The sequence below is a fragment of the Pseudoxanthomonas sp. LjRoot127 genome, from assembly GCF_964253495.1.
Lineage (GTDB): Bacteria > Pseudomonadota > Gammaproteobacteria > Xanthomonadales > Xanthomonadaceae > Pseudoxanthomonas_A.
The window spans coordinates 3,678,551-3,702,620 of record NZ_CAXUQR020000001.1 but is presented as its reverse complement, the minus strand read 5'-3'; the positions used below and the strand labels follow the sequence as shown (position 1 = coordinate 3,702,620).

General features: G+C 66.6%; 23 protein-coding genes. 17 read left to right on the top strand and 6 right to left on the bottom strand.

Annotated elements, in window-relative coordinates; genetic code table 11:
- Positions 1–2 precede the first annotated feature (2 nt).
- Together ACSQ19_RS17505 and ACSQ19_RS17500 are read right to left on the bottom strand one after the other, a co-directional pair.
- Entirely contained in the window at positions 3–2,375 is a 2,373-nt protein-coding gene (locus tag ACSQ19_RS17505; RefSeq protein WP_435998782.1) for a 3-hydroxyacyl-CoA dehydrogenase/enoyl-CoA hydratase family protein, read from the bottom strand.
- 25 nt (positions 2,376–2,400) lie between these two features.
- Complete coding sequence (locus ACSQ19_RS17500) at positions 2,401–3,030, bottom strand: TetR/AcrR family transcriptional regulator (RefSeq protein ID WP_296282326.1); 630 nt, start codon at positions 3,028–3,030, stop codon at positions 2,401–2,403.
- A 219-nt stretch (positions 3,031–3,249) separates the two neighbouring features.
- Between ACSQ19_RS17500 and ndk the strand changes: the two genes are divergently transcribed.
- The 9 genes from ndk to moeB all read left to right on the top strand — a co-directional run bounded on the left by ndk (position 3,250) and on the right by moeB (position 12,387).
- The gene (ndk, locus tag ACSQ19_RS17495) at positions 3,250–3,675 is read left to right on the top strand and encodes a nucleoside-diphosphate kinase (protein ID WP_162337947.1); all 426 of its coding nucleotides are present in this window, start codon (positions 3,250–3,252) and stop codon (positions 3,673–3,675) included.
- Positions 3,676–3,685: 10 nt separating this feature from the next.
- Complete coding sequence (rlmN, locus tag ACSQ19_RS17490; RefSeq protein ID WP_296282322.1) at positions 3,686–4,909, top strand: 23S rRNA (adenine(2503)-C(2))-methyltransferase RlmN; 1,224 nt, start codon at positions 3,686–3,688, stop codon at positions 4,907–4,909.
- Positions 4,910–4,988: 79 nt separating this feature from the next.
- On the top strand, positions 4,989–5,720 hold the full coding sequence (gene pilW / locus ACSQ19_RS17485; RefSeq protein WP_436001019.1) for a type IV pilus biogenesis/stability protein PilW: 732 nt from the start codon (positions 4,989–4,991) through the stop codon (positions 5,718–5,720).
- Entirely contained in the window at positions 5,720–6,535 is an 816-nt protein-coding gene (locus ACSQ19_RS17480) for a helix-turn-helix domain-containing protein (RefSeq protein WP_435998778.1), read from the top strand. The genes pilW and ACSQ19_RS17480 overlap by 1 nt, the downstream gene beginning before the upstream one ends.
- A 61-nt stretch (positions 6,536–6,596) precedes the next feature.
- Entirely contained in the window at positions 6,597–7,232 is a 636-nt protein-coding gene (locus ACSQ19_RS17475) for a YfgM family protein (protein ID WP_299346964.1), read from the top strand.
- The gene (bamB, locus tag ACSQ19_RS17470) at positions 7,232–8,416 is read left to right on the top strand and encodes an outer membrane protein assembly factor BamB (RefSeq protein WP_435998775.1); all 1,185 of its coding nucleotides are present in this window, start codon (positions 7,232–7,234) and stop codon (positions 8,414–8,416) included. The genes ACSQ19_RS17475 and bamB overlap by 1 nt, the downstream gene beginning before the upstream one ends.
- A gap of 183 nt (positions 8,417–8,599) precedes the next feature.
- Complete coding sequence (gene der / locus ACSQ19_RS17465; protein ID WP_435998773.1) at positions 8,600–10,000, top strand: ribosome biogenesis GTPase Der; 1,401 nt, start codon at positions 8,600–8,602, stop codon at positions 9,998–10,000.
- Positions 9,997–11,214 (top strand): molybdopterin molybdotransferase MoeA, encoded by a 1,218-nt coding sequence (locus ACSQ19_RS17460; RefSeq protein ID WP_435998771.1) that lies wholly within the window; start codon positions 9,997–9,999, stop codon positions 11,212–11,214. Before der ends, ACSQ19_RS17460 begins: the two co-directional genes overlap by 4 nt.
- Positions 11,215–11,232: 18 nt before the next feature.
- Entirely contained in the window at positions 11,233–12,387 is a 1,155-nt protein-coding gene (moeB, locus tag ACSQ19_RS17455; protein ID WP_435998769.1) for a molybdopterin-synthase adenylyltransferase MoeB, read from the top strand.
- Here moeB and ACSQ19_RS17450 read toward each other — a convergent pair whose 3' ends face one another.
- On the bottom strand, positions 12,388–13,230 hold the full coding sequence (locus ACSQ19_RS17450) for a helix-turn-helix transcriptional regulator (RefSeq protein WP_435998767.1): 843 nt from the start codon (positions 13,228–13,230) through the stop codon (positions 12,388–12,390).
- A gap of 220 nt (positions 13,231–13,450) precedes the next feature.
- Here ACSQ19_RS17450 and ACSQ19_RS17445 point away from each other — a divergent pair, with 220 nt between their 5' ends.
- The 4 genes from ACSQ19_RS17445 (at position 13,451) to ACSQ19_RS17430 (ending at position 17,670) form a co-directional block, all read left to right on the top strand.
- Positions 13,451–14,224, top strand: coding sequence for an SDR family oxidoreductase (locus ACSQ19_RS17445; RefSeq protein ID WP_299346974.1), 774 nt, complete (start codon positions 13,451–13,453; stop codon positions 14,222–14,224).
- 99 nt (positions 14,225–14,323) lie between these two features.
- Entirely contained in the window at positions 14,324–14,575 is a 252-nt protein-coding gene (locus tag ACSQ19_RS17440; protein ID WP_435998765.1) for a hypothetical protein, read from the top strand.
- 28 nt (positions 14,576–14,603) lie between these two features.
- Positions 14,604–15,788, top strand: a complete 1,185-nt coding sequence (locus tag ACSQ19_RS17435) for a low temperature requirement protein A (protein ID WP_435998763.1) — start codon at positions 14,604–14,606, stop codon at positions 15,786–15,788.
- 40 nt (positions 15,789–15,828) lie between these two features.
- Positions 15,829–17,670, top strand: a complete 1,842-nt coding sequence (locus ACSQ19_RS17430) for a monovalent cation:proton antiporter-2 (CPA2) family protein (protein ID WP_435998761.1) — start codon at positions 15,829–15,831, stop codon at positions 17,668–17,670.
- A 9-nt stretch (positions 17,671–17,679) separates the two neighbouring features.
- Here ACSQ19_RS17430 and ACSQ19_RS17425 read toward each other — a convergent pair whose 3' ends face one another.
- Positions 17,680–18,471 (bottom strand): alpha/beta hydrolase, encoded by a 792-nt coding sequence (locus tag ACSQ19_RS17425; RefSeq protein ID WP_435998759.1) that lies wholly within the window; start codon positions 18,469–18,471, stop codon positions 17,680–17,682.
- Positions 18,464–18,760: a DUF1244 domain-containing protein gene (locus ACSQ19_RS17420; protein ID WP_435998757.1), complete on the bottom strand. Its 297-nt coding sequence runs from the start codon at positions 18,758–18,760 to the stop codon at positions 18,464–18,466. The genes ACSQ19_RS17425 and ACSQ19_RS17420 overlap by 8 nt, the downstream gene beginning before the upstream one ends.
- Before the next feature lie 150 nt (positions 18,761–18,910).
- On the opposite strand from ACSQ19_RS17420, the gene folD reads away from it, so the two are divergent.
- The 4 genes from folD to tadA all read left to right on the top strand — a co-directional run bounded on the left by folD (position 18,911) and on the right by tadA (position 23,523).
- Positions 18,911–19,768, top strand: a complete 858-nt coding sequence (folD, locus tag ACSQ19_RS17415; RefSeq protein ID WP_435998755.1) for a bifunctional methylenetetrahydrofolate dehydrogenase/methenyltetrahydrofolate cyclohydrolase FolD — start codon at positions 18,911–18,913, stop codon at positions 19,766–19,768.
- A 195-nt stretch (positions 19,769–19,963) separates the two neighbouring features.
- The gene (gene guaB, locus ACSQ19_RS17410) at positions 19,964–21,421 is read left to right on the top strand and encodes an IMP dehydrogenase (protein ID WP_056878680.1); all 1,458 of its coding nucleotides are present in this window, start codon (positions 19,964–19,966) and stop codon (positions 21,419–21,421) included.
- 60 nt (positions 21,422–21,481) lie between these two features.
- Positions 21,482–23,047, top strand: a complete 1,566-nt coding sequence (gene guaA, locus ACSQ19_RS17405) for a glutamine-hydrolyzing GMP synthase (RefSeq protein WP_435998753.1) — start codon at positions 21,482–21,484, stop codon at positions 23,045–23,047.
- On the top strand, positions 23,047–23,523 hold the full coding sequence (gene tadA, locus ACSQ19_RS17400; protein ID WP_299346987.1) for a tRNA adenosine(34) deaminase TadA: 477 nt from the start codon (positions 23,047–23,049) through the stop codon (positions 23,521–23,523). The genes guaA and tadA overlap by 1 nt, the downstream gene beginning before the upstream one ends.
- Here the strand turns inward: tadA and ACSQ19_RS17395 are convergent.
- On the bottom strand, positions 23,520–23,984 hold the full coding sequence (locus ACSQ19_RS17395) for a DUF2721 domain-containing protein (protein ID WP_296282292.1): 465 nt from the start codon (positions 23,982–23,984) through the stop codon (positions 23,520–23,522). The two genes, tadA and ACSQ19_RS17395, sit on opposite strands and share 4 nt — an antisense overlap.
- Positions 23,985–24,070: the final 86 nt, after the last annotated feature.

The window sequence follows — 24,070 nt, the reverse complement described above, 5'->3', positions numbered from 1 at the left end:
GGTCAGTTACGCAGCGGCTTGCCGGTCTTCAGCATGTGCGCGATGCGGGCCTGTGTCTTTTCCTGCTGGGCCAGTTCGACGAAGTGCTTGCGTTCCAGCGTGAGCAGCCACTCCTCGTCGACCACAGCGCCGCGATCCACTTCGCCGCCGCACAGCACGGTGGCGATGCGAACCGCGATCTCGTAGTCGTAGGGGCTGATGAAGCGGCCTTCCAGCATGTTCACCAGCATCATCTTGAAGGTGGCGATGCCGACGTCGCCGGCCACCTGGATGCGGCGGGCGGGCAGGGGCGGGCGGTAGCCGGTCTCGGCCAGCGCCAGCGCTTCCTGCTTGGCGATGTGGAGCAGCTCGTAGGCATTGAAGGCGACCTTGTCGCCCGCGCGCATCAGGCCCAGTTCCTTGGCCTCGACGGCGGAGGCGGAGACCTTGGCCATTGCGATGGTTTCGAAGGTCTTCTTCAATTCGGCGAAGACGTCGCCGCCCGGACCGGCGGCTTGCGACGCCCGTACGGCGAGTTCCTTCAGGCCACCGCCGGCGGGCAGCAGACCCACGCCCGCTTCGACCAGGCCGATATAGCTTTCGAGGTGCGCCACGGTGCGCGCACTGTGCATCTGGAACTCGCAGCCACCGCCCAGGGCGAGACCACGCACGGCGGCCACGACCGGCACCAGCGAGTACTTGATGGCCTGGCTGGTGGCCTGGAAGTTGGCCACCATCGCTTCGAACTCGGCGATCTTGCCGGCCTGCAGCGCGCCCAGCGCACCGTCCAGATCGGCGCCGGCGGAGAAGGGCTCCTTCGGCTGCCAGATCACCAGGCCCTTGAAGCGACGCTCGGCGATCGCGACCGATTCCTGCACACCGGCCAGCACCGCGTCGGACACGGTGTGCATCTTGGTCTTGAAGCTGATCACGCCGATGCCGTCGCCGTCGGTCCACAGGCGGACACCGTCATTCTCGAAGACGGTCTCGCCCTGCGGGAACACCTCGCCCAGCAGCGGATCCGGGAAACGTTGGCGCTGGTACACCGGCAGGGCGGAGCGCGGGAGCTTGGCATTCTTCGCGGGGCTGTAGCTGCCTTCGGGGGCATGCACGCCCTCGCGGCCGTCGAACACCCAGTTCGGCAGCGGGGCGCTGCTCATGGCCTTGCCGGCCACGATGTCGTCGGCGATCCACTGGGCAATCTGTTTCCAACCGGCGGCCTGCCAGGTCTCGAACGGCCCCAGCGACCAGCCGTAGCCCCATCGGATGGCCAGGTCGACGTCGCGCGCAGTCTCGGCAATGTCGGCGAGGTGGTAGGCGCTGTAGTGGAACAGGTCCCGGAACACCGCCCAAAGGAACTGCGCCTGCGGGTGCTGGCTCTCGCGCAGCTTCGCGAACTTCTCGGCCGGGTTCTTGATCTTCAGGATCTCGACCACCTCCGGCGCTGCGGTGCGGTCGGACGCGCGGTAGTCCTGCTTCTCCAGGTCGAGGACCACGATGTCCTTGCCGACCTTGCGGAAGATGCCGGCACCGGTCTTCTGGCCCAGCGCGCCCTTGGCGATCAGGGCCTCGAGCCACTTCGGGGACTTGAAGTAGGCGTGCCACGGATCGTCCGGCAGGGTGTCGGCCATCGTCTTGATGACGTGGGCCATGGTGTCCAGTCCGACGACATCCGAGGTGCGATAGGTCGCCGACTTCGGCCGGCCGATCAGCGGACCGGTAACCGCGTCCACTTCGTCGAAGCCCAGCTTGAACTCACCGGTGTGGTGGGCGGTGGCCAGGATCGAGAACACGCCAATGCGGTTGCCGATGAAGTTCGGGGTGTCCTTGGCGTACACGACGCCCTTGCCGAGGGTGGTGGTGAGGAAGGTCTCGAGGCCTTCCAGCACCGAGGCGTCGGTGGACTTCGCCGGAATCAGCTCGGCCAGGTGCATGTAGCGGGGCGGGTTGAAGAAATGCACGCCACAGAAGCGATGGCGGAGTTGTTCGGGAAGGACTTCCGCCAGCTTGTTGATGCCCAGGCCCGAGGTGTTGCTGGCCAGGACGGCGTGGTCGGCCACGAACGGCGCGATCTTCCTGTACAGCTCCTGCTTCCAGTCCATGCGTTCGGCGATCGCTTCGATGATCAGGTCGCAGCCCTTGAGGTGCTCCAGGCCGGTCTCGTAGTTCGCAGGGGTGATCGCTTCCGCCAGCGACTTGCTGGCGAGAGGCGCGGGGCTGAGCTTGGCCAGGTTGGCGATGGCTTTCTGCACGATGCCGTCGGGATGGCCGTCCTTGGCGGGCAGGTCGAACAGCACGGTGTCGACGCCGGCATTGGTCAGGTGCGCGGCGATCTGGGCGCCCATCACGCCGGCGCCCAGCACGGCCGCCTTGCGAACTAGCAGGGGGTTGGACATGGAATTTCCTCGGATTGCGGGGGTGTCAGGTGTGGTCGGCGCGCAGGCCGGCCTCGGCGAAGCGGATGAGTTCGCGGGCGGCGCGTTCACGATGCGCCGCCTCGGTCACGCCCGTGGGGCGCTTGATCAGGCCGAAATCGGCCATGGCGTAGGTCAGGGCGCCGGAGAAGAAGTCCAATCTCCAGTACAGCTCTTCCTTGCTCAGGCCCGGCACGCAGGCGGCGATGGCCTTGCCGAATTCACGCAACACGTGGCCGTAATGATCGGAAAGGAACTTCCGCAGGCCATCGTTCTTCTCGGCGTAGGCGCGGGCGATCACGCGCACGAAGGCCCCGCCGCCGTGGCGGTCCTGGGCGAGGGCCAGGGCCGGTTCGACGAACGCCGCCAGGATGGGCTCCAGTGCACCCGGGTGCTCGACGAGCGCTTTTTCCAGCAGCGTCAGGCGCGCAGCGGTCATGTCGTCCATGCGGCGGCGGAAGACCTCATTGACCAGGTTCTCCTTGCTGCCGAAATGGTAGTTGACCGCGGCGATATTGACGTCCGCGCGGCTGGTGACCTGCCGCAGGGACGTGCCTGCGAATCCGTGCTGGGCGAACAGCTCTTCCGCTGCGCCCAGGATCCGCTCCTTGGTGGAAAAATGCGTGGTGCCGCCCATGACGCCTCCGGGACTGAATCAAACGCTTGTTTGACTCATTGTCGGTGGGGCGCCCCGGGCTGTCATGCTGCGCGGCAGCAATTCCTCCCCGGGCGGCTGCAAGCCGCGGCCGGATACGTTAGAATCTCGCTACGCTTTCTGGTCTAAGCCCGCGTTTCGACGCGGGTTTTTCATGTTAACCTCGGGTCTTCAGTGGCCCGCCCAACGGAGATAATCCCCATGGCGCTGGAGCGCACCCTGTCGATCGTCAAGCCCGATGCAGTCGCCAAGAACGTCATCGGCGAAATCTATGCCCGCTTCGAAAAGAACGGCCTGAAGATCGTCGCCTCGAAGATGAAGCACCTGTCGCGTCGTGAAGCGGAAGGCTTCTACGCCGTGCACCGCGAGCGTCCGTTCTTCAACGCGCTGGTCGAATTCATGATCTCCGGGCCGGTCGCCATCCAGGTGCTGGAAGGCGAGAACGCCGTGCTGAAGCATCGCGACATCCTCGGCGCGACCAATCCGAAGGACGCTGCGCCGGGCACGATCCGCGCCGACTTCGCCGATTCGATCGACGCCAATGCCGCGCACGGTTCGGACTCGGTCGAGAACGCCAACATCGAGATCGCATACTTCTTCGCCGCCACTGAAGTGTTTTCGCGCTGAGCGACATGCGATGAGCAGCCACGAACTGCCGCCGATCGAGTTGAAACTGGCCACGGACGCTCCGTCCGTGGCCATCGGCGTGCCCGTGTCTGCGAAGCAGAACCTGATGGACCTTGACCGCGAAGGACTGGAACAGTTCTTCGTCGGCAAGCTCGGCGAGCAGAAGTTCCGCGCGCACCAGGTGATGAAATGGATCCACCATCGGTACGTCACCGATTTCGATCAGATGACCGATCTCGGCAAGAACCTGCGCGCGAAACTGCAGGAACATGCCGAGGTCGTCGTACCGCAGGTGGTGTTCGACAAGCCCTCGTCGGATGGCACACACAAGTGGCTGCTGGGTATGGGCGTGGATGGCAAGAACGCCGTCGAAACCGTCTATATCCCCGACAAGAACCGCGGCACGCTGTGCGTTTCGTCGCAGGTGGGCTGTGGCCTCAACTGTACGTTCTGCTCGACGGCCACGCAGGGCTTCAACCGCAACCTCACCACCGCCGAGATCATCGGCCAGGTATGGGTGACGGCGCGGCATCTGGGCAACGTGCCTGCGCAGAACCGTCGCCTCACCAACGTCGTGATGATGGGGATGGGCGAGCCGCTGCTGAATTTCGACAACGTCGTGCGCGCGATGAACATCATGCGCGACGACCTGGGTTATGGCTTGGCGAGCAAGCGCGTTACGCTCTCGACGTCCGGCCTGGTGCCTATGATCGATCGTCTGTCCACCGAAACCGACGTTTCGCTGGCCGTCTCGCTGCATGCGCCCAACGATGCGCTGCGTGAACAGCTGGTGCCGCTCAATAGGAAGTACCCGATCGCCGAGCTGATGGCGTCCTGTGTGCGCTACCTGCGTGCGAACAAGAAGCGCGATTCGGTGACGTTCGAATACACCCTGATGAAAGGCGTGAACGACCAGCCCGAACACGCGCGCCAGCTCGCGCAGCTGATGCGCAAGTTCAGCAACGCCGCGCAGTTGAAGGACGCCGGCAAGGTCAATCTCATCCCGTTCAATCCATTCCCCGGAACGCGCTACGAGCGCGCGCCGGAAGAAGACATCCGTGCGTTCCAGAAGCTGCTGCTCGACGCGCAGGTGCTGACGATGGTGCGCAGGACGCGCGGCGACGACATCGACGCCGCCTGCGGTCAGCTGAAGGGGCAGGTGATGGATCGCACGCGCCGCCAAGCCGAGTTCCGGCGCCAGTTGCAGGAACAGGGCATCGACGATGCGGCATAAGGCGCTCTGCCTGCTGCTGATTCCCATCCTGCTGGCGACCGCCTGCAGCCGCCTGACCTTCGTTCGCCCGAAAGGCAAGATGGGCCAGTTGGCGGGTCAGGAAGAGGTAGAGGACTACGCGGTTCGGGACAGTCCCGAGGTCAAGCGCCGCCAAGCGGTTCACACGATCCTTGCCCGTTCGATGCAACGGTTGCAGGCAGGCGAGTTCGAGGCTGCCGGGAAGGAAGCCCGCGCCGCGCTGAAGCTCGATCCGGGTTCGGCGGATGCGCTTACCCTCCTGGCCGTGAGCGAGGATCGCCAGGGGCGCCTGCAGAGTGCAGGGGAGCTCTATCGGCGTGCGGCTGACGTGGCGCCCCGCGATGGGTCGACACAGAACAACTATGGCACTTGGCTGTGCGCCAACGGATTTGCGGCGGAGTCGCTCGTCTGGTTCGATCGTGCGGTCCAGGCGCCCGGCTATGCGACGCCGGCCGCCGCACTGGCGAACGCCGGAAGCTGCGCGCTGAAGGCGGGCCAAGTGGAGCGCGCGTCGCGCGACCTGCGTCAATCGCTGGCCATGGATTCCGCGAACGCCGTGTCGCTGGAAGCCATGGCCGAGCTCGAGTTCCGTCGCCAGCAGTACCTGTCGGCCCGCGCGTTCGTGGAGCGCAGGCTTGCGGCTGGCCCGGCCAGCCCGGCGGTGTTGAAACTCGCATCACAAATTGAAGAAAGACTCGGCGACAAGGCCGCTGCCAGTCGATATGTTCAGCGGATTCGGGCGGAGTTCCCCGACGCGCAGGACGTCAATTCTGGGGGAAATGCAGGGCCATGATGCAATCGGTAGTCGGGGATGTGTCTCCGTCGCAGGGGTGCGGCGAGGCGTTGAAGCAGGCACGCGAGCAGGCCGGCCTGTCGGTTCAGGAGGCCAGTACGCGGCTCAAGATGCCGGTGAAGGTGCTTCAGGCGCTCGAGGCCGGCCAGTGGGAGCAGTCCGGTGGCGCGGTGTTCGTGCGCGGGCAATTGCGCAGCTATGGCCGACTTCTGAAGGTGGACGTCGAGCCGTTCCTGCAGCAGGCGGACGCCGTGGTGTCCAGGCCGGCCGAACTGGTCAGCCATTCGCATACGCCCCGCGTCCAGTACGTGTTCGAGAGTTTCAAGCGGCGTGCCGTCTATGTCGTGCTGACCCTGGTGATCGCCACCCCGGTGTGGATGGCGCTGCGACCCACCGCGGGGCCTGGCCCCGATGCGGCAACGGCCTCGCTGGATGTCGTTCCGGCGTCCAACCGCTCCGGTGAAGCAGGCGCAGAGGTTTCTGCGCCCGCCAGTCGGCCGCACGCTGCGCCTTATGTCGCGTCCCTGACTCCGGTGCCGCGCGCTGCGCCGTCGTGGTTGACCTTGACGTTCAAGGGCGACAGCTGGGTGGAAGTGAATGCACCCGACGGTCGCAAGGTCGAGCACGCATTGCTGCGTGCAGGCGAAGAGCGTCGTTATGCGCAGGGCGAAGTCGGGCGCGTAAAACTGGGCGACGCGACGGCGGTCGAGGTTCAGCAAGCCGGGAGTACGGTGGACTTGGCGCCGTACCAGCGAGCGAACGTTGCACGCTTTACGGTATCCTCTGAGGGTTCCCTGGCGCCGGTCGTTGACTGACCCGCGTGCGGGTCTGTCCAACCTAGACCGAGACCCCGCATGAGACGGGGCAAGAGAGCGCATGGCGATTGATGATCTGCTCGACGAGCACGAACAAAGCGAACGTGTCCGCAGCTGGCTGAGGAGCAACGGTGCCGGCCTGCTGGGCGGCGTGGTCCTCGGCCTCGGCGTGATTCTGGGCTGGCAGTGGTGGCAGAAGGATCGGGCCGCCAAGCAGGAACAGGCCTACCAGGGTTACCAGACGGCCGTCGAAGGTCTCGCCAAGGGAGATCTGAAGCAGGCGGCGGGCGCGGTGGATGCGCTGGTCAAGGCAGACGAACTTTATGCGGACGCGGCCGGCCTTCAATTGGCGAAGGCGCAGCTCCAGGCGGGTGAGCGCGATGCCGCCATCGCCACCCTGCGCGCGCTGACGCCCGATGAGGCGCTCCGTCCGTTGGTCAACCTGCGCCTGGCGCGGCTGCTGATCGACGCCGGCAAACATGATGAAGCACTGACCTTGCTCGCCAAGGCAGACGATGCCTCGAGTCTGGAAGTGCGCGGCGATGCGCTGCTTGCGACGGGCAAGGTGAAAGAGGCGCAGGAGGCCTATACCCGCGCGCTCACGACGCTGGATGCGGTTTCTCCGCAGCGCAGGCTGGTCGAACTCAAGCTGATCGACGCCGGCGGCACGCCGCCGAAGTCGGGGGGTGCGGCATGATGCGCCCGATTTCCCCGGTCGTCCGTCTGGCCGCCGCCGCCGCGCTCGTTGCGGCACTCGGTGGCTGCAGCACCGTCAAGGGCTGGTTCTCCGGCAAGGACAAGGAAGGCGAGAAGCCGGTCGAACCGGCTGAACTCGTTGACGTGACGCCCACCGTGACGGTCGCGAAACTGTGGAGCGCCAATGTGGGCAAGGGCGAAAAACGCCTTGGCCTGCAGCAGGCCCCCGTGGTCGATGGTGGCCGCGTCTATGCCGCCGCCGTGGAGGGCGGCGTACGCGCCTTCGACCTGCAGTCCGGCAAGCAGGCATGGCAGTACAAGTCCGACCTGCGCCTGTCCGGCGGGCCCGGTGCGGGGAACGGCCTGGTCGTCGTGGGCACCCTCGATGGCCAGGTGATCGCACTGGATGCGGCCACGGGCGCCGAGAAGTGGCAGGCCAAGGTGCCGAACGAAGTCATCGCGGCGCCCGTCGTCGGCGACGGCGTGGTGTTCGTCCGCAGCAACGATGGGCGCGTGACGGCGTTGGCGGCGGATACGGGCGAACGCCGCTGGTTCTGGACGAACGAACTTCCCAGCCTGACCGTGCGCGGCAATGCGCCGTTGGTCGTCGGCCCTGGCATCGTGTTCACGGCGGGCGACGACGGCACGGTCACCGCGCTTTCGGCGAGCGATGGCCGGTCGATGTGGACCCAGACGGTCGGCACGCCGGAAGGGCGCAGCGAACTTGAGCGCATGGCGGATGTCGATGGTGCGCCGGTGCTCGAAGGCACCACGCTGTACGCGACCAGCTACAAGAAGGAAACGGTCGCGATCGAAGGGCCCTCCGGCCGTCCGCTCTGGACGCGCGACAACGGCGGCGTCGGCGGGCTGGCGGTGACCAGCAGCGCCGTCCTCGTGTCGGATCCTGCCGGAACGGTATGGGCGCTCGACAAATACAGCGGCAGTGCCCTGTGGTCCAACACTACGCTGGCACGCCGCTCGCTCACCGCCCCGACGATGCACGGCGACTACGCCGTGGTAGGCGATTACGACGGTTATCTTCACTGGCTGAAGACGGACAACGGCGAAGTGGCGGCGCGCGCGCGCGTGGGCGGCAAGGCCATCCGAGGCAAGCCGGTCGCCGCAGACGGGATCCTGGTGGTCCAGGACGTGGAAGGCGGGCTGACGGCCTTCGGCTTCAAGTGATCCATCAGGGGGAGTGGCCACGCCACCTCCCCCTCGTAGACGAAAAGGGCCGCATTGCGGCCCTTTTTCGCGGAGGGGGGCGTATTCCGATACCATGGTCGCCCCTTGCCTGACCGGACCGGTCGCGCCTTCCGCGCGATGCCGGGCGCCCGGCGCCCCTCATTCCTCACGGTTGCTCCCTGCATGTTGCCCCTCGTCGCCCTGGTGGGCCGTCCCAACGTTGGCAAATCCACCCTGTTCAATGCGTTGACGCGCAGTCGTGACGCGCTGGTGCACGATCAGCCGGGCGTGACCCGCGACCGCAATTACGGCGTCTGCCGCCTGGACGAGGACGTCCCGTTCCTGGTCGTCGATACCGGCGGCATCGCCGGCGAAGAAGAGGGGCTGGCCGGCGCCACGGCACGACAGGCGCGTGCGGCGGCTGAAGAGGCCGACCTGGTCCTGTTCATCGTCGATGGTCGTGAAGGCGCTTCCGCGCTCGACGACGAGATCCTCGCCTGGCTTCGCAAGACGGCCCGTCCGACCTTGCTGGTCATCAACAAGATCGATGGCATCAATGAGACCACCGCGCTCGCGGACTTCGCGCGCTACGGCTTCGCCGATGTCATCACCATTTCCGCCACGCACCGCCAGGGTATCGACGACCTGCTGGAGGAGGTGCACCAGCGGCTGCCGGAGGAAGGCGCGACGGCAGGCCTGGACAACGATCCGAACCGCATGCGCATCGCCTTCGTCGGCCGTCCCAACGTCGGCAAGTCCACGCTGGTGAACCGGCTGCTGGGCGAGGAGCGCATGATCGCCTCCGAAGTGCCGGGGACCACGCGCGATTCGATCGCCGTGGACATGGAGCGCGACGGTCGCCAGTACCGGCTCATCGATACCGCGGGCCTGCGCCGCAAGGGCAAGGTGGAAGAAGCGGTCGAGAAGTTCAGCGTGGTCAAGACGCTGCAGGCCATCGAACAATGCCAGGTGGCCGTACTGCTGCTGGATGCGACCGAAGGCGTGACCGACCAGGACGCCAGCGTGCTCGGCGCGGTGCTCGATGCCGGACGCGCACTGGTGGTGGCGATCAACAAGTGGGACGGGCTGACCGCCTACCAGCGCGAACAGGCCGAAGCGTTGCTCGCCCGCAAGCTGGGATTCGTGGAATGGGCCGAGGTGGTGCGCATCTCCGCGCTGCACGGTTCGGGGCTGCGCGAGCTGTTCAAGGCCATCCATCGCGCGCATGCGTCGGCCACGAAGGAATTCGGCACCAGTGAAGTCAACAAGGCGCTCGAGATCGCCTACGAGACCAATCCGCCGCCCAGCATCCGCGGGCATGTCTCCAAGTTGCGCTATGTGCATCCGGGCGGGGCGAACCCGCCGACCTTCATCGTGCACGGCACGCGCCTGAAGGTGCTGCCGGAGTCGTACAAGCGTTACCTAGAGAACTTCTTCCGCAAGCGCTTCAAACTGGTGGGCACGCCCGTGCGTTTCGTCTTCCGCGAGGGCGCGAACCCCTACGAAGGCAAGAAGAACGTGCTGACCGAGAAGCAGATCGCCAAGAAGCGCCGCCTGATCCGGCACGTCAAGCGCGGCAAGTGACGGGCTACCCGACCCGCATCGATTTCGCCACCGCTGCGGAGATCGTCCGCAGCGTCGTCGCCAACCGCATGCTGAAGGCCGAGCGCGTACCCGTCACGCGCGCCAGCGGCCGCATACTGGCCGAAGACATCATCTCGCCGATCGCGCTGCCCCCGTTCGACAACAGTCGCATGGACGGCTTTGCGTTCGCACATGCCAGTCTGGCCGGGGATGGCACGACGTCGCTGCGCTTGATCGGTGAACAGTTCGCGGGTCGCCTGCAGAGCCTGGTGGTCGGCATCGGCGAATGCATCCGCATCACCACCGGCGCACCGTTGCCGGCGGGCGTCGATACGGTCGCCCTCAAGGAAGACTGCGTCGAGGAAGGTGGGGCTGTCCGCGTGCCGGCAGGTATCGCCCGCGGCGCAGACGTCCGTCCAAGTGGCGAAGATGTTCCTGCGGGCGTACGCGTCCTCGAGCACGGGCAATGGCTGACGCCGGCGCGGGCGTCGCTCGCCGCCGCCCTCGGCATCGCATCGCTCACCGTCGCCCAGCGCCCGACCGTTGCGGTGTTCACCACCGGCGACGAACTGGTCGAGCCAGGCCTGGCGTTGGCGCCCGGCCAGATCTACAACAGCAATCGCGAGCTGCTGATGGGGCTGTTGCGGGCGGAAGGTCTTGAGCCGACCGCGTGGCCGTCGCTGCCTGACGATCCGGAGCGCATGAAGACCTTGTTGGCCGATGCCGCGGCGGCGTTCGACGTGGTCATCACCTGCGGTGGCGTGTCCGCGGGCGAGAAGGACCATCTCCCCGGCTTGCTTGCCGCGCATGGCCGCATCCACTTCTGGAAGGTGCGGATGAAGCCGGGCATGCCGGTCTTGTTCGGCGAAATGGATCGCGCGCTGTTCCTGGCACTGCCGGGAAATCCGGTGTCCGTGCTGGCGACCTTCCTGACGCTCGGCCGCGGCCTGCTGGACGGCATGCAGCGTCGCCGCGAACCCCGGACGCAGTGGACAGCGGTATTGGGAGCACCCTGGCGGAAATCCCACGAGCGCCTGGAGTTCCTGCGCGGTTGGCTGGCCAGCACGGCGGATGGCCGCTTGCAGGTCATGCCCAATGCGGCCGATGCCTCGCATCACTTGCGGGGCGCGGCCGACAGCAATGCCCTGATCGTGCTGCCGGAAGGCGCGCGCGACTATCGCGCCGGCGACATCGTCGAGGTGATCGCCTGCTGAGGCCGACCGCGCCGCGACTTGCGCGATAATCGCCGCATGGCCATCCGTGAAATCGATCCCCGGGACGTTGCCGCGCTGCTTGCGCAGGGCAGTGTGTTCATCGACGTGCGCGAGGAGCACGAGCGCGCCGGCGGGCAAGCCGAGGGCGTGCGCGGCATCGCCAAAGCCGCACTCGAAGGCGATCCCGCCGCGCACCTTCCGGACCGCGCTGCCAGCATCGTGCTGATCTGCCAGAAAGGCGGCCGTTCGCTGGAGACGGCACGCGTACTCGAAGCGGCGGGCTATACCCGACTGGCCTCCGTCGCGGGCGGAACGTCGCGCTGGATGGACGAGCATCGTCCCATGGTCGTGCCTGCGATGTCTGCGGACGCGCGTGATTTCAACGAGCGCTATTCGCGGCACCTGCTGCTGCCCGAGGTCGGCGACGCCGGCCAGCGACGCCTGCAGAAGTCGCGGGTCCTGATGATCGGTGCCGGCGGTCTGGGTTCGCCAGCCGCGTTCTACCTGGCGGCTGCCGGGGTAGGGCAGTTGCGGATCGCGGACGATGATGTGGTCGACCGCAGCAACCTGCAGCGGCAGATCCTGCACACCGAGGCGCGCATCGGCGAGCCGAAGGTCGCCTCGGCACGGGCAACGCTCGCGGCGCTCAACCCGCGCACGCAGGTGGACGCGGTGGCGGAGCGTGTCACCGCCGACAACGTCGAACGGCTGCTGGAAGGGGTGGACGTCGTGCTGGATGGCGCCGACAACTTCCCGGCCCGCTACCTGCTCAACGATGCCTGCGTGAAGCTCGGCAAGCCGCTGGTGTATGGCGCCGTGCAGCGTTTCGAGGGCCAGGTGAGCGTGTTCGACGCGGGACGCCATCGCGGCGAACAACCTTGCTATCGCTGTCTGTTCCCCGAGCCTCCATCGCCCGAATTCGCACCGAACTGCGCCGAAGCCGGCGTGCTGGGCGTGCTGCCCGGCGTGATCGGCCTGCTGCAGGCCACGGAAGTGGTCAAGTTGCTGCTGGGGGTCGGTGACACGCTGGCGGGCCGGCTGCTGCACTTCGATGCGCTGGCCATGCGCTTCCGCGAGACCCGCCTGCGCCACGATCCTGACTGCCCCGTGTGTGCCGCCGGGAGACCCTTTCCCGGCTATATCGATTACGCGGCATTCTGCCGGGCGAGCTGATCAGTCCAGCGGGCGCATCCGCAGGCCATCGCGGAACTGGCGGGGCGTGATGCCCGCGTCGCGCTTGAACGCGGCGCTCAGGTGGCTGTGGCTGGCGAAGCCGCACGCGAGGGCGATGGCGGTGATGTCATCGTTCCGGTTTAGCAGGTACCAGCGTGCGCGGCGCAACCGCTGCGCCAGGATGTATTGCGCCGGCGTGGTGCCGAACGTGCGGCGGAAAGCGATGAGCAACTGGTGCACGCTCATGCCGGCGAGCGCCGCGAGCGTGGACAGTGCGATGCGTTCACCGAGGACGGTTTCGATGTGGTCGCTGAGTCGCCGTGCAACGTGCGGCGACAGCACGACGGGCGAAGTGACCGGCGTGGCCGGCAGCCGGTAGGCGTCGTAGAGGTGCTGTCGCAGCAGCAGCTGCAGGCGCTCGGCCATCATCGCCGACAGGTCGTCGCCCTGCTGGCTGAGCCGTACAAGGCGAGCGACGCTGTAGTGCAGGAATTCATCGCGATGGCCGAGTCGCGGCATCAGGCCCTCGATCGCGGCGCGGCGATCGGTCCCCATGTCCACCTCGGCGGTGGGCGAAACGCGCAGCTCCGCGTACGTGATGATCTGGCCGGATGCCTGGCTGGCATAGCGCTTTCCGGCAGGCACCAGCCAGATGTCGCCCGGCGAGGGAGGCATGTGGGTGGCGCCGACTCCTTCGATCTCGGTATCGAGTTCGCGCATGGTTCCGCCGAGATGGACGATGACGGTGTGACGCGGCTCATCGATGGACCAGAGCGTGCGTTGGCGTATGTCTTCCTTGCACAGCAGCACTTCCACGCCCGGCCAGTGCGCTTGCGCCAGCACGCGGTACTGCGGCGTCTGGCCGGGTTCTGGATCAGTGGCGGTCGCGTGGGCATCGTGCGCGTCATTAATGTGAGTCGAGGCCGGAGAATTTGATAGCGCAGGGGACATCGTGAAAGCCCGCCGGAATGCGTTCACCTCATCTTAGGCGCGCCTCGCCGCTCTTGCCCACCCTGTCGATGGGCATCGCCGCGAAGGTCCGTCCCAAGCCAGGAGCATTTCCATGACTGATCATTCCATCCGGGGCAAGGTCGCCCTGATCGCCGGAGGCGCCAAGAATCTCGGCGGCCTGATCGCCCGTGACCTCGCGCAGCAAGGCGCTGCCGCCGTTGCGATCCACTACAACAGCGACGCGACCCATGCCGACGCCGAGAGGACCATCGCCGCGGTCCGCGATGCCGGCGCCCGCGCCGTCGCGATCCAGGGCGATCTGACCACGGCGGGCGGCGTCGAGCGCCTGTTCGCCGACGCCATCGCGATGGTGGGCAGGCCGGATATCGCCATCAATACGGTCGGCAAGGTATTGAAGAAGCCGATCACCGACATCTCGGAAGCCGAGTACGACGCAATGTCGGCGGTCAACGCAAAAGCGGCGTTCTTCTTCCTGAAAGAGGCTGGCAGACATGTCAACGACAACGGCAAGGTGGTCACCCTGGTGACGTCGTTGCTCGGAGCGTTCACACCGTTCTATTCCTCCTACGCGGGCACGAAGGCACCGGTCGAGCACTTCACGCGTGCGGCAGCGAAGGAGTTCGGCGCGCGCGGCATCTCGGTGACTGCGATCGGCCCTGGTCCGATGGACACCTCGTTCTTCTATCCGGCAGAGGGCGCCGACGCCGTCGCGTACCACAAGTCGGCGGCCGCGCTGTCGCCCTTCAGCAAGACCGGCCTGACCGACATCGAGGATGTCGTGCCCTTCATCCGCCACCTGGTCAGCGACGGCTGGTGGATCACGGGCCAGACGCTGCTCATCAATGGCGGGTACACCACCAAGTGACCCCTGCGGCGGGTGGTCCCTTACCGCCCGCCCATGCCGAGGGTCCGCCCCTCCGTTGACGTAGGAGCGGGCCCTCGGCCACCGCACAGGACCTTATCGATGCGCACCCTGATCTTCATCCTCGCCGGTCTGCTGCTGGTGGGTATCGCGATGTGGCTGGCAAAGCCGGCCAAGCGACGCTCCGTCGCGGCGGTCTTCAGCGTCGGCTGGCTCGTCGCCGTCCTGTGGAACCTGCGCACCGGCATGTCGCACGGCTATTCGCTGCAGGAAGAGCTGCCCATCCAGGCCTTGATCTACGCGGTTCCGGTGGCGACGGGAGCGTGGCTGTCGTGGAAGGCCACGAAGCACTGAATCTTCCCCCCTGCCGGGAGTCGACTGCTTGAGCACCTCGCAGCATCCGTTGCTCCGCACGCCCGGGCAACCCGCACGCGTGGCCAACGTTGAACTGTTCTTCGACCTGGTCTATGTGTTCGCCATCACCCAGCTGTCCCACTACCTGCTGAAGCACCTGTCGGGGCCCGGCGTCCTGCAGACGGCGACGCTGTGGTTCGCGGTCTGGTTGGGGTGGCAGTACACCGCGTGGGTCACCAACTGGTTCAATCCCGAGCATCTGGTCATCCGCACCATGCTGATGGTGCTGATGGCGCTGGCCCTGCTGGTGTCCGCCGCCATCCCGGACGCGTTTGGCGAGCGGGGGCTGCTGTTCGCCTGCAGTTTTGCCGCCATCCAGGTGGGGCGCACCCTGTCCGTGCTGTACAGCCTGGATCCTGGGCATGCGTTGACCCCCAATTTCCTGCGCATGCTGTGCTGGTTGCTGGTGTCCGCCGCGCTGTGGATCGCCGGTGGTGTGAACGAGGGGTCTTCTCGCCTGATGCTGTGGTTGCTGGCGGTGGGCTGCGAGTACCTCTCGCCGATGGCGGGTTTTCCGGTACCGGGTCTCGGACGCTCGCAGACGTCGGACTGGACCATCGATGGCGGCCATCTGGCGGAACGCTGCCAGTTGTTCGTCATCATCGCGCTGGGCGAATCGGTACTGGCGACGGGCGCATCTTTCGGCCATGCGGCCCATCCCGGACTGGCGGTGTGGATCGCATTCCTGGTGTCGTTCATCGGTTGCGTCGCCATGTGGTGGATGTACTTCGACACCTCAAGCGGCGACGCCGTACACGTGATCGAGCATTCGGACGACCCGGGCCGGCTGGGTGCCTACTTCCACTACGTCCATGTGGTGCTGATCGCCGGCGTCATCGTGTGCGCAGTGGCGGATGACCTGGTGGTGGCGCATCCGCTGGAGCCGGTGAAGGCCGGGTACGCCGCCGTCGTGGCTGCCGGTCCGCTGGTGTACCTGCTGGCCAATGCGTGGTTCTCGCGCGTCGTCCACGGACGCTTTCCGTGGCCGCAGGCCCTCGGGATGGGAGCATTGCTGGCGCTGTGGCCGCTGCTGCCGCGCCTCAACCTGCTGACCGCAGGCGCACTCACCACGGCGGTGATGGTGCTGGCGACGATGTGGGTGGCCTACCACCGGCGGCAGGACGCCGCGGCGACGCGGCGTTCGGATTCCTGACGGAAGACGCGGGCCGGGAGTCCTCCGGTAGACTCCCCGGATGAGCGCAGAATCCGGTGCAAGCCAGCTGGTCAGTGTCGTCGCCCTGCTGGGTGCCGCCGTCGTCGCGGTGCCTATCTTCCGGCGACTGGGCCTCGGCTCGGTGCTCGGTTACCTGGCCGCCGGGCTGGCGATCGGCCCGTTCGGCCTGAAGTGGTTCTCCGACCCCCAATCCATCCTGCACGTCGCCGAACTCGGCGTGGTGATGTTCCTGTTCGTGATCGGCCTGGAAATGCGGCCGAGCCACCTGTGGAGCCTGCGCAAGCAGATCTTCGGCCTGGGAGCACTGCAGATCGCGGTATGCACGCTGTCGCTGACGGGGGTGGGCCTGGTCTTCGGATATTCGCTGCCGGTGTCCTTCATCGGCGGCATGGGCTTCGTGCTGACCTCCACGGCGGTGGTGATGCAGTTGCTCGCCGAGCGCGGGGATGTCGCGCTGCCGAATGGGCAGAAGGTCGTCTCGATACTGCTGTTCGAGGACCTGCTGATCGTGCCGCTGCTGGTGCTGGTCGCCTTCATGTCGCCGCAGGTGGCGCAGCCGGAGGAGGGTTCCCGCTGGGTGTCGATCGGCATCGCGGCTGCGTCGCTCGGCGGTCTGATCGCCGCCGGCATCTGGCTGCTGAATCCGTTCTTCCGCATCCTCGCCGCCGCCAAGGCCCGCGAGGTGATGACCGCAGCCGCGCTGCTGGTCGTGCTGGGCGCCGCGCTGCTGATGCAGTTGGGTGGCCTGTCGATGGCGATGGGTGCCTTCCTCGCCGGCGTTCTGTTGTCCGAATCGACGTTCCGCCACCAGATCGAAGCCGATATCGAGCCCTTCCGCGGCATCCTGCTGGGCCTGTTCTTCCTGGGCGTCGGCATGGCGCTGGACCTCGGCGTGGTGGCGAGCAACTGGCCGCTGATCGTCGGCGCGGTGCTGGCGATGATGGTGGTCAAGGCGGCCTGCATCTATGTCGTGGCGCGGATGACGCGCAGTCCGCACGCTGAAGCGCTGGATCGCGCTGTGCTGATGGCGCAGGGCGGCGAGTTCGCGTTCGTGCTGTTCGCCGCCGCGGCCTCGGCCGGGATCATCGATGCCACCGTCAATGCGAACCTGACCGCCATCGTCGTGCTTTCGATGGCGCTCACGCCCTTGTTCGTGCTGCTGCTGCGCCGCTTCACTCATCCCGATGCCCCGTCGATGGAGGGGATCGAAGAGGCCAAGGGCCTGAGCGGCAGCGTGCTGATCATCGGCTTCGGGCGCTTCGGCCAGGTGATGAGCCAGTCGCTGCTGGCACGCGACGTGGACGTGACCATCATCGATACCGACATCGAGATGATCCGCAGCGCCGAGGAGTTCGGCTTCAAGATCTACTACGGCGACGGTACGCGGCTCGACGTGCTGCGTGCCTGCGGTGCGCAGACGGCGCAGTCCATCGCCATCTGCATCGACGACAAGGACGCCGCGAGCCGCATCGTGGAACTGGTCAAGCACGAGTTCCCGCAGGCCCACGTGCTGGTGCGCTCGTTCGACCGCGAGCATTCGCTGGCGCTGATCGGCGCAGGCGTCGACTACCAGATCCGCGAAACGTTCGAGTCCGCGGTGGAGTTCGGCAAGGCGGCGCTGATGAGCGTCGGCATCGCACGCGAGGATGCCGATGCCATTGCCCTGGAGATCCGTCGGCGCGACGCCGAGCGCCTGGAGCTCGAGATCGCCGGTGGCGACCTGCGATCCGGCATCCCGGCGCTGTATGGCAATGCGAAGCACACCAAACCCACACCGACGCCGTTCACCAAGCCCAAGCGTGAAGCGAAGGCCCTCAACGAGGAAGCCGCCGAAATCATCGGCGAGGAAGAAGAGGAATAGCCGGCCCGCTCAGTGGGTGCGGGGTTCCAGGAAGGTCGTGAGCGCCGCCTCGTAGGCCGGGTCCAGCGACAGATCGTCATGGCCGGCGGCGGGGAAGTCGACCACGTCAGCGCGCCCCGGAAAGACATCGAGCAGTCGATCGGTATGCGGAGGTGGTACGACCGCGTCGCGGCCTGCCCGTAGGACCAGCAGCATTCCCTGATGATGGGGAAGGCGCGCGCGCGAGTCGTAGCGATCCTTGAGCAGCAACCGTATGGGAAACATCGGGTAATGCGCCTGTGCGACGGCGGCCAGGCTGTCGAACGGCGTCACGAGTACCAGCGCCGGCACCTTGCGTTCGGACGCAACGTAGCTGGCCACGCCACTGCCGAGGCTCCGTCCGATTACATCGATCTCCCCTGCGGGATGCCGTCTGGCGACCTCATCGTGCAGGGCGAGCGCGTCGGCGAGCAGATCGGCCTCCGTCGGTTCACCGTCACTGGCGCCATAGCCCCGATACGCCACCAGGTAGACCGTGTGCGCGGGCAACGCACGGGTGAATGCATCGCGGTTGGTGTCCACGGATTCCGCGTTGCCGCCGAAGTACAGCACGGCGTCGCGTTGACCGGGATTCACGACCCAGCCGCGCAACGTCACGCCGCGCCGTGGCAGGGCGAAATCCGTCTGTGCGGCGTCCACCCGGGTGAACTGCGGGTAATAGATCAGTCGCCGCTGCTGCAGGTAGAGCAGGGCACACAGCGCGATGTAGGTGGCGAGGAGGGCGGCGGTGGCCCAGGCCAGCATCCGCTGCGGCCTACCCATGCCGCTCCTGCGCGGCCTTGAACGCGGCCAGTTGCTCGGGCGTCGCCTCGCGCTGGTGGCGCGCCTTCCAGTCGGCGAAGGGCATGCCATATACATGTTCGCGGGCTTGCTCCTTGTCCATCGCCACGCCTGCGGCGTTGGCGGCCTCGCGGTACCAGTCCGCGAGGCAATTGCGGCAGAAACCCGCGAGGATCATCAGGTCGATGTTCTGTACATCGGTGCGGTCCTCGTTGAGGTGCTGGAGGAGGCGACGGAACGCGGCGGCTTCCAGGGCGGTGGTATCGGTCATCGGTGGTTGATCCAGAACGGGCAGGTGGGCGCGATGTCGGTCGCGAAACCGGTGTTCGAAACGGCATCCGGTGCGCGCATCGCGCGGTTTGCACAGACACCCATGCCGGAATCGGGGACAATACGCGCCGACTCTACACCCCACGTTCCCATGACTGCCCGAATCCTGGACGGCCGCCGCATCGCCGAGAACCTGCTGGACGAACTCAAGGTCCGGGTGGACGCGCGCGTCGCGGGCGGCTTGACGCGGCCTGGCCTGGCCGTGGTGCTGGTGGGTGGCGACCCGGCCTCGACCGTGTACGTGCGCAACAAGCGCCGCGCGGCCGAGAAGGTCGGCATCGAGGCGTTCGACTACGACCTGGCGGCCGGCACGTCCGAAGCGCAACTGTTGGCCTTGATCGACCAGTTGAATGCCGACGCCAAGATCCACGGCATCCTCATCCAGCTGCCGCTGCCGGGCATTCCGGACGCGACCCGCCTGATCGAGCGCATCGACCCGCACAAGGACGTGGACGGGTTCCATCCGGCCAATGTGGGCCACCTGGCGCTGCGCCAGTTCGGTCTGCGCCCGTGCACGCCACGCGGCATCACCACCTTGCTTGGCTACACCGACCAGCCGGTCCGCGGCCGCAACGCGACGATCGTCGGCGTCAGCAACCACGTGGGCCGCCCGATGGCGCTGGAACTGCTGATCGCCGGCTGCACCGTGACCAGTTGCCACAAGTTCACCCCCCGCGACGTGCTGCAGGCCCGGGTCGGCGATGCCGACATCCTGGTCGTGGCGGCCGGCAAGCCGGGGCTGGTCCCTGGCGAATGGGTCAAGCCGGGCGCGGTCGTTATCGACGTCGGCATCAACCGGCTGGATGACGGCCGACTGGTCGGCGACGTGGGATTCGATGCGGCCTTTGAGCGCGCCAGCTGGATCACCCCCGTCCCGGGTGGGGTGGGGCCGATGACCGTCGCCACGCTCATGCAGAACACGCTGGAAGCAGCCGAAGCGGGCCTCTGAGCCGCCACTTTTTGCTGGTCGTGGGAGCGACGCAAGTCGCGATGAAGTGCCCGGACTCCCCCATCGCGACTTACGTCGCTCCCACAGGTGCCCGGATGATGTGTGCGGGAAAGCATTGTTCCGGCTTTGGCGGCAGCCGGAAGCCCCGCCGATCAGGGTATAATGCCGCGCTTCCCCAACTATCCGGGCCCGCCGATGCTGCGCATCCAGGCTGAAGCACTGACGTACGACGACGTCTCCCTCGTCCCCGCCCATTCCACCGTCCTGCCCAAGGATGTCAGTCTGGAGACGCGCCTGACGCGCGACCTGCGGCTGAAGCTGCCGATCGTCTCGGCCGCCATGGATACGGTCACCGAGGCCCGCCTGGCCATCGCCATGGCCCAGCTGGGCGGCATCGGCATCCTGCACAAGAACCTGACCGTCGAGCAGCAGGCCGCCGAAGTGGCCAAGGTCAAGAAATTCGAAGCCGGCGTCATCAAGGAGCCCTTCACCGTCGGACCTGAAACCACCATCGCCGAAGTGCTCAAGCTCACCCGTGCCCGCAACATCTCCGGCGTGCCGGTGGTGGACGGCGGCCAGTTGGTCGGCATCGTCACCAGCCGCGACATGCGCTTCGAAACGAAGCTCGACGATCCGGTCCGCCACATCATGACCAAGAAGGATCGCCTGATCACCGTGCGCGAAGGCGCCAGCGACGGCGAAGTGCTGCAGTTGCTGCACAAGCACCGCATCGAGAAGGTGCTGGTGGTCAATGACGCCTTCGACCTGCGCGGGCTGATCACCGTCAAGGACATCCAGAAGAAGACCGACAACCCCAATGCCGCCAAGGACAGCGCCAGCCGCCTGGTCGTCGGTGCCGCGGTGGGTGTCGGCGGCGATACCGACCAGCGCATCGAAGCGCTGGTGGCCGCCGGCGTGGACGTCATCATCGTCGATACCGCGCACGGTCATTCGCAGGGCGTGCTGGATCGCGTCAGCTGGGTCAAGAAGCGCTTCCCGCAGCTGCAGGTCATCGGCGGCAACATCGTCACCGGTGACGCTGCGCTCGCATTGATGGACGCCGGCGCGGACGCGGTGAAGGTCGGCGTGGGCCCGGGTTCGATCTGCACCACCCGCATGGTGGCCGGCGTGGGCGTGCCGCAGATCACCGCGATCGACATGGTCGCCGAAGCATTGCAGGACCGCATTCCGCTGATCGCCGACGGCGGCATCCGCTACTCGGGCGACATCGGCAAGGCGATCGCCGCCGGTGCGTCGACAGTGATGATCGGTGGCCTGTTCGCGGGCACCGAAGAGGCGCCGGGCGAAGTCGAGCTGTTCCAGGGCCGCAGCTACAAGAGCTACCGCGGCATGGGCAGCCTGGGTGCGATGGAAAAGGGGTCCAAGGACCGCTACTTCCAGGACGCCAGCGACGCCGACAAGCTCGTGCCGGAAGGCATCGAAGGTCGCGTGCCGTACCGTGGTTCGGTCGGCGGCATCATCCACCAGCTCGTCGGCGGCCTGCGCGCCACGATGGGCTACGTGGGCTGCGCGACCATCGAGGACATGCGCAGCAAGCCGAAGTTCGTGGTCATCACGGGCGCCGGCCAGCGCGAGAGCCACGTGCACGACGTGCAGATCACCAAAGAGCCACCGAACTACCGGATGGGCTGATCGTTGCCAGAGAAGGGAGACGCCAGCGTTTCCCTTCTTCGTTTATAGCCGCAGGACACCATGACGAATATCCACACCGACAAGATCCTCATCCTCGATTTCGGCGCGCAGTACACGCAGCTGATCGCCCGCCGCATCCGCGAGATCGGCGTCTATTGCGAAATCTGGGCGTGGGACCACGATCCGGACGAAATCGCGAAGTTCGGCGCCAAGGGCATCATCCTGTCGGGTGGGCCGGAGTCGACCACGCAGCACGGCGCACCCGCGGCGCCGCAGCAGGTGTTCGACAGCGGCCTGCCGATCCTCGGCATCTGCTATGGCATGCAGACCCTGGCCGCGCAGCTGGGCGGCTCGACGGAAGCCGCGGACGCACGCGAGTTCGGTCACGCCGAGGTGCAACTGGTCGCGCACGACGCGTTGCTGGGTGGCCTGAGCGACCACCAGGGTGCGCCGCGCATCGACGTGTGGATGAGCCATGGCGACCACGTCGCCAAGGCGCCGCCGGGCTGGACGATCACCGCCACCACCGACCGCATTCCGGTCGCGGCGATGGCGTTGGAAGAAAAGCGCTGGTACGGCGTGCAGTTCCATCCGGAAGTGACGCACACCAAGCAGGGCCAGACGCTGCTGCGCCGCTTCGTCGCCGAGATCTGCGACTGCAAGACGCTTTGGACGGCCGCGAACATCATCGACGACCAGATCGCCCGCGTGCGCGAGCAGGTCGGCTCTGACGAGGTGATCCTCGGCCTGTCCGGTGGCGTGGATTCGTCGGTCGTGGCCGCGCTGCTGCACAAGGCGATCGGCGACCAGCTGACCTGCGTGTTCGTCGATACCGGCCTGCTGCGCTGGCAGGAGGGCGACCAGGTGATGGCGATGTTCGCCGAGCACATGGGCGTCAAAGTCGTGCGCGTCAACGCGGCCGACCGCTATTTCAGCGCGCTGGAAGGCGTCGCCGACCCGGAAGCCAAGCGCAAGATCATCGGCAACCTGTTCGTCGAGATCTTCGAAGAAGAGTCGAACAAGCTGAAGAATGCCAAGTGGCTGGCGCAGGGCACGATCTATCCGGACGTGATCGAGTCGGCCGGCAGCAAGACCGGCAAGGCGCACGTCATCAAGAGCCACCACAACGTCGGCGGCCTGCCCGAGCACATGAAGCTGGGCCTGGTCGAACCGCTGCGCGAGCTGTTCAAGGACGAAGTACGCCGCCTCGGCGTCGAGCTCGGCCTGCCGCGCACGATGGTCTATCGTCATCCGTTCCCGGGCCCCGGCCTGGGTGTGCGCATCCTGGGCGAAGTGAAGCCCGAGTACGCCGAACTGCTGGCCAAGGCCGATGCGATCTTCATCGACGAACTACGCAAGGCCGATCTGTATGACAAGACCTCGCAGGCGTTCGCCGTATTCCTGCCGGTGAAGTCGGTGGGCGTCGTCGGCGATGCGCGTGCGTACGAGTGGGTGATCGCGCTGCGCGCGGTCGAGACGATCGATTTCATGACCGCGCATTGGGCGCACCTGCCGTACGATTTCCTCGGCACCGTCTCCAACCGCATCATCAATGAGCTGCGTGGCGTCTCGCGCGTGGTCTACGACATCTCGGGCAAGCCGCCGGCCACCATCGAGTGGGAGTGATGGCCGGTCACGACGACGAGCACTGGATGCGGCACGCGTTCGCCCTGGCGGACCGTGCCGAGCGCGAGTTCGATGAAATTCCGGTCGGCGCCGTGCTGGTGGGTGCCGACGGCGAGGTGTTGGGCGAAGGCTGGAACCGCAACATCCTCGACCACGATCCGACGGCGCATGCCGAAATCGTGGCGATGCGTGAAGCGGGCAAGGCGACAGGCAATCACCGTCTGATAGACAGCACGCTCTACGTGACCCTGGAGCCGTGCGCGATGTGCGCCATGGCGCTCGTGCACGCCCGGGTCGCGCGCGTGGTCTACGGCGCCAGCGACCCGAAGACCGGCGCTTGCGGCAGCGTGTTCGACCTGATCGCCGATCCGCGGCACAACCACCGCATCGAGCTCCGGGGCGGTGTACTGGGCGATGAGGCAGGGCGCCGCCTGACCAACTACTTCCGCGCCAAGCGCGGGCGACCGCTCGTCTAGGGTGTCGGGAACTTCCGTTTCACCTTGCGGTGGTCCATCTCTTCGTTGATGGCCGTGACCGCCAGCGTCGACTCGCGTGCGAGCAGCAGGCTCGCCGCCAGCATGGCCACCACGCCAAGGGCGGCCAGCCACGTAGGCAGCGAGCCGAGCCGATGGCCAGTGAACGTATCCACGGCAACGGCCAGGCTGGTGCCGACGAAGCAGCTGATCGCGCCATAGAGCAGCTGGCCCGCGCGCAGGATGATCAGGCTGCGCAGGCGCTGCAGTCCGATGCGCTTCTCGAGTAGCGTGCGGTCGGCTTCATCCTCCGCGTCGGCCAACTCGCGCAACAGGGTGCGTGCCCGGTCGATGATGCGCGCCAGGCGGTTGTTCGCCGACAGCAGCAGCGATGCCGTTGCGGTCAGGAAGAATGCCGGTGCGAGCATCGCGGTGAGCACGGCATGGTCGGTGGAGGGATTCATGGGCCGGTCGCCGGGGTGGTCTGCGTTATGATGACATGAAGCGGTGTTGCCGCATCCCCGGTGAGGATTCCCGGGCTTTCTCTCCG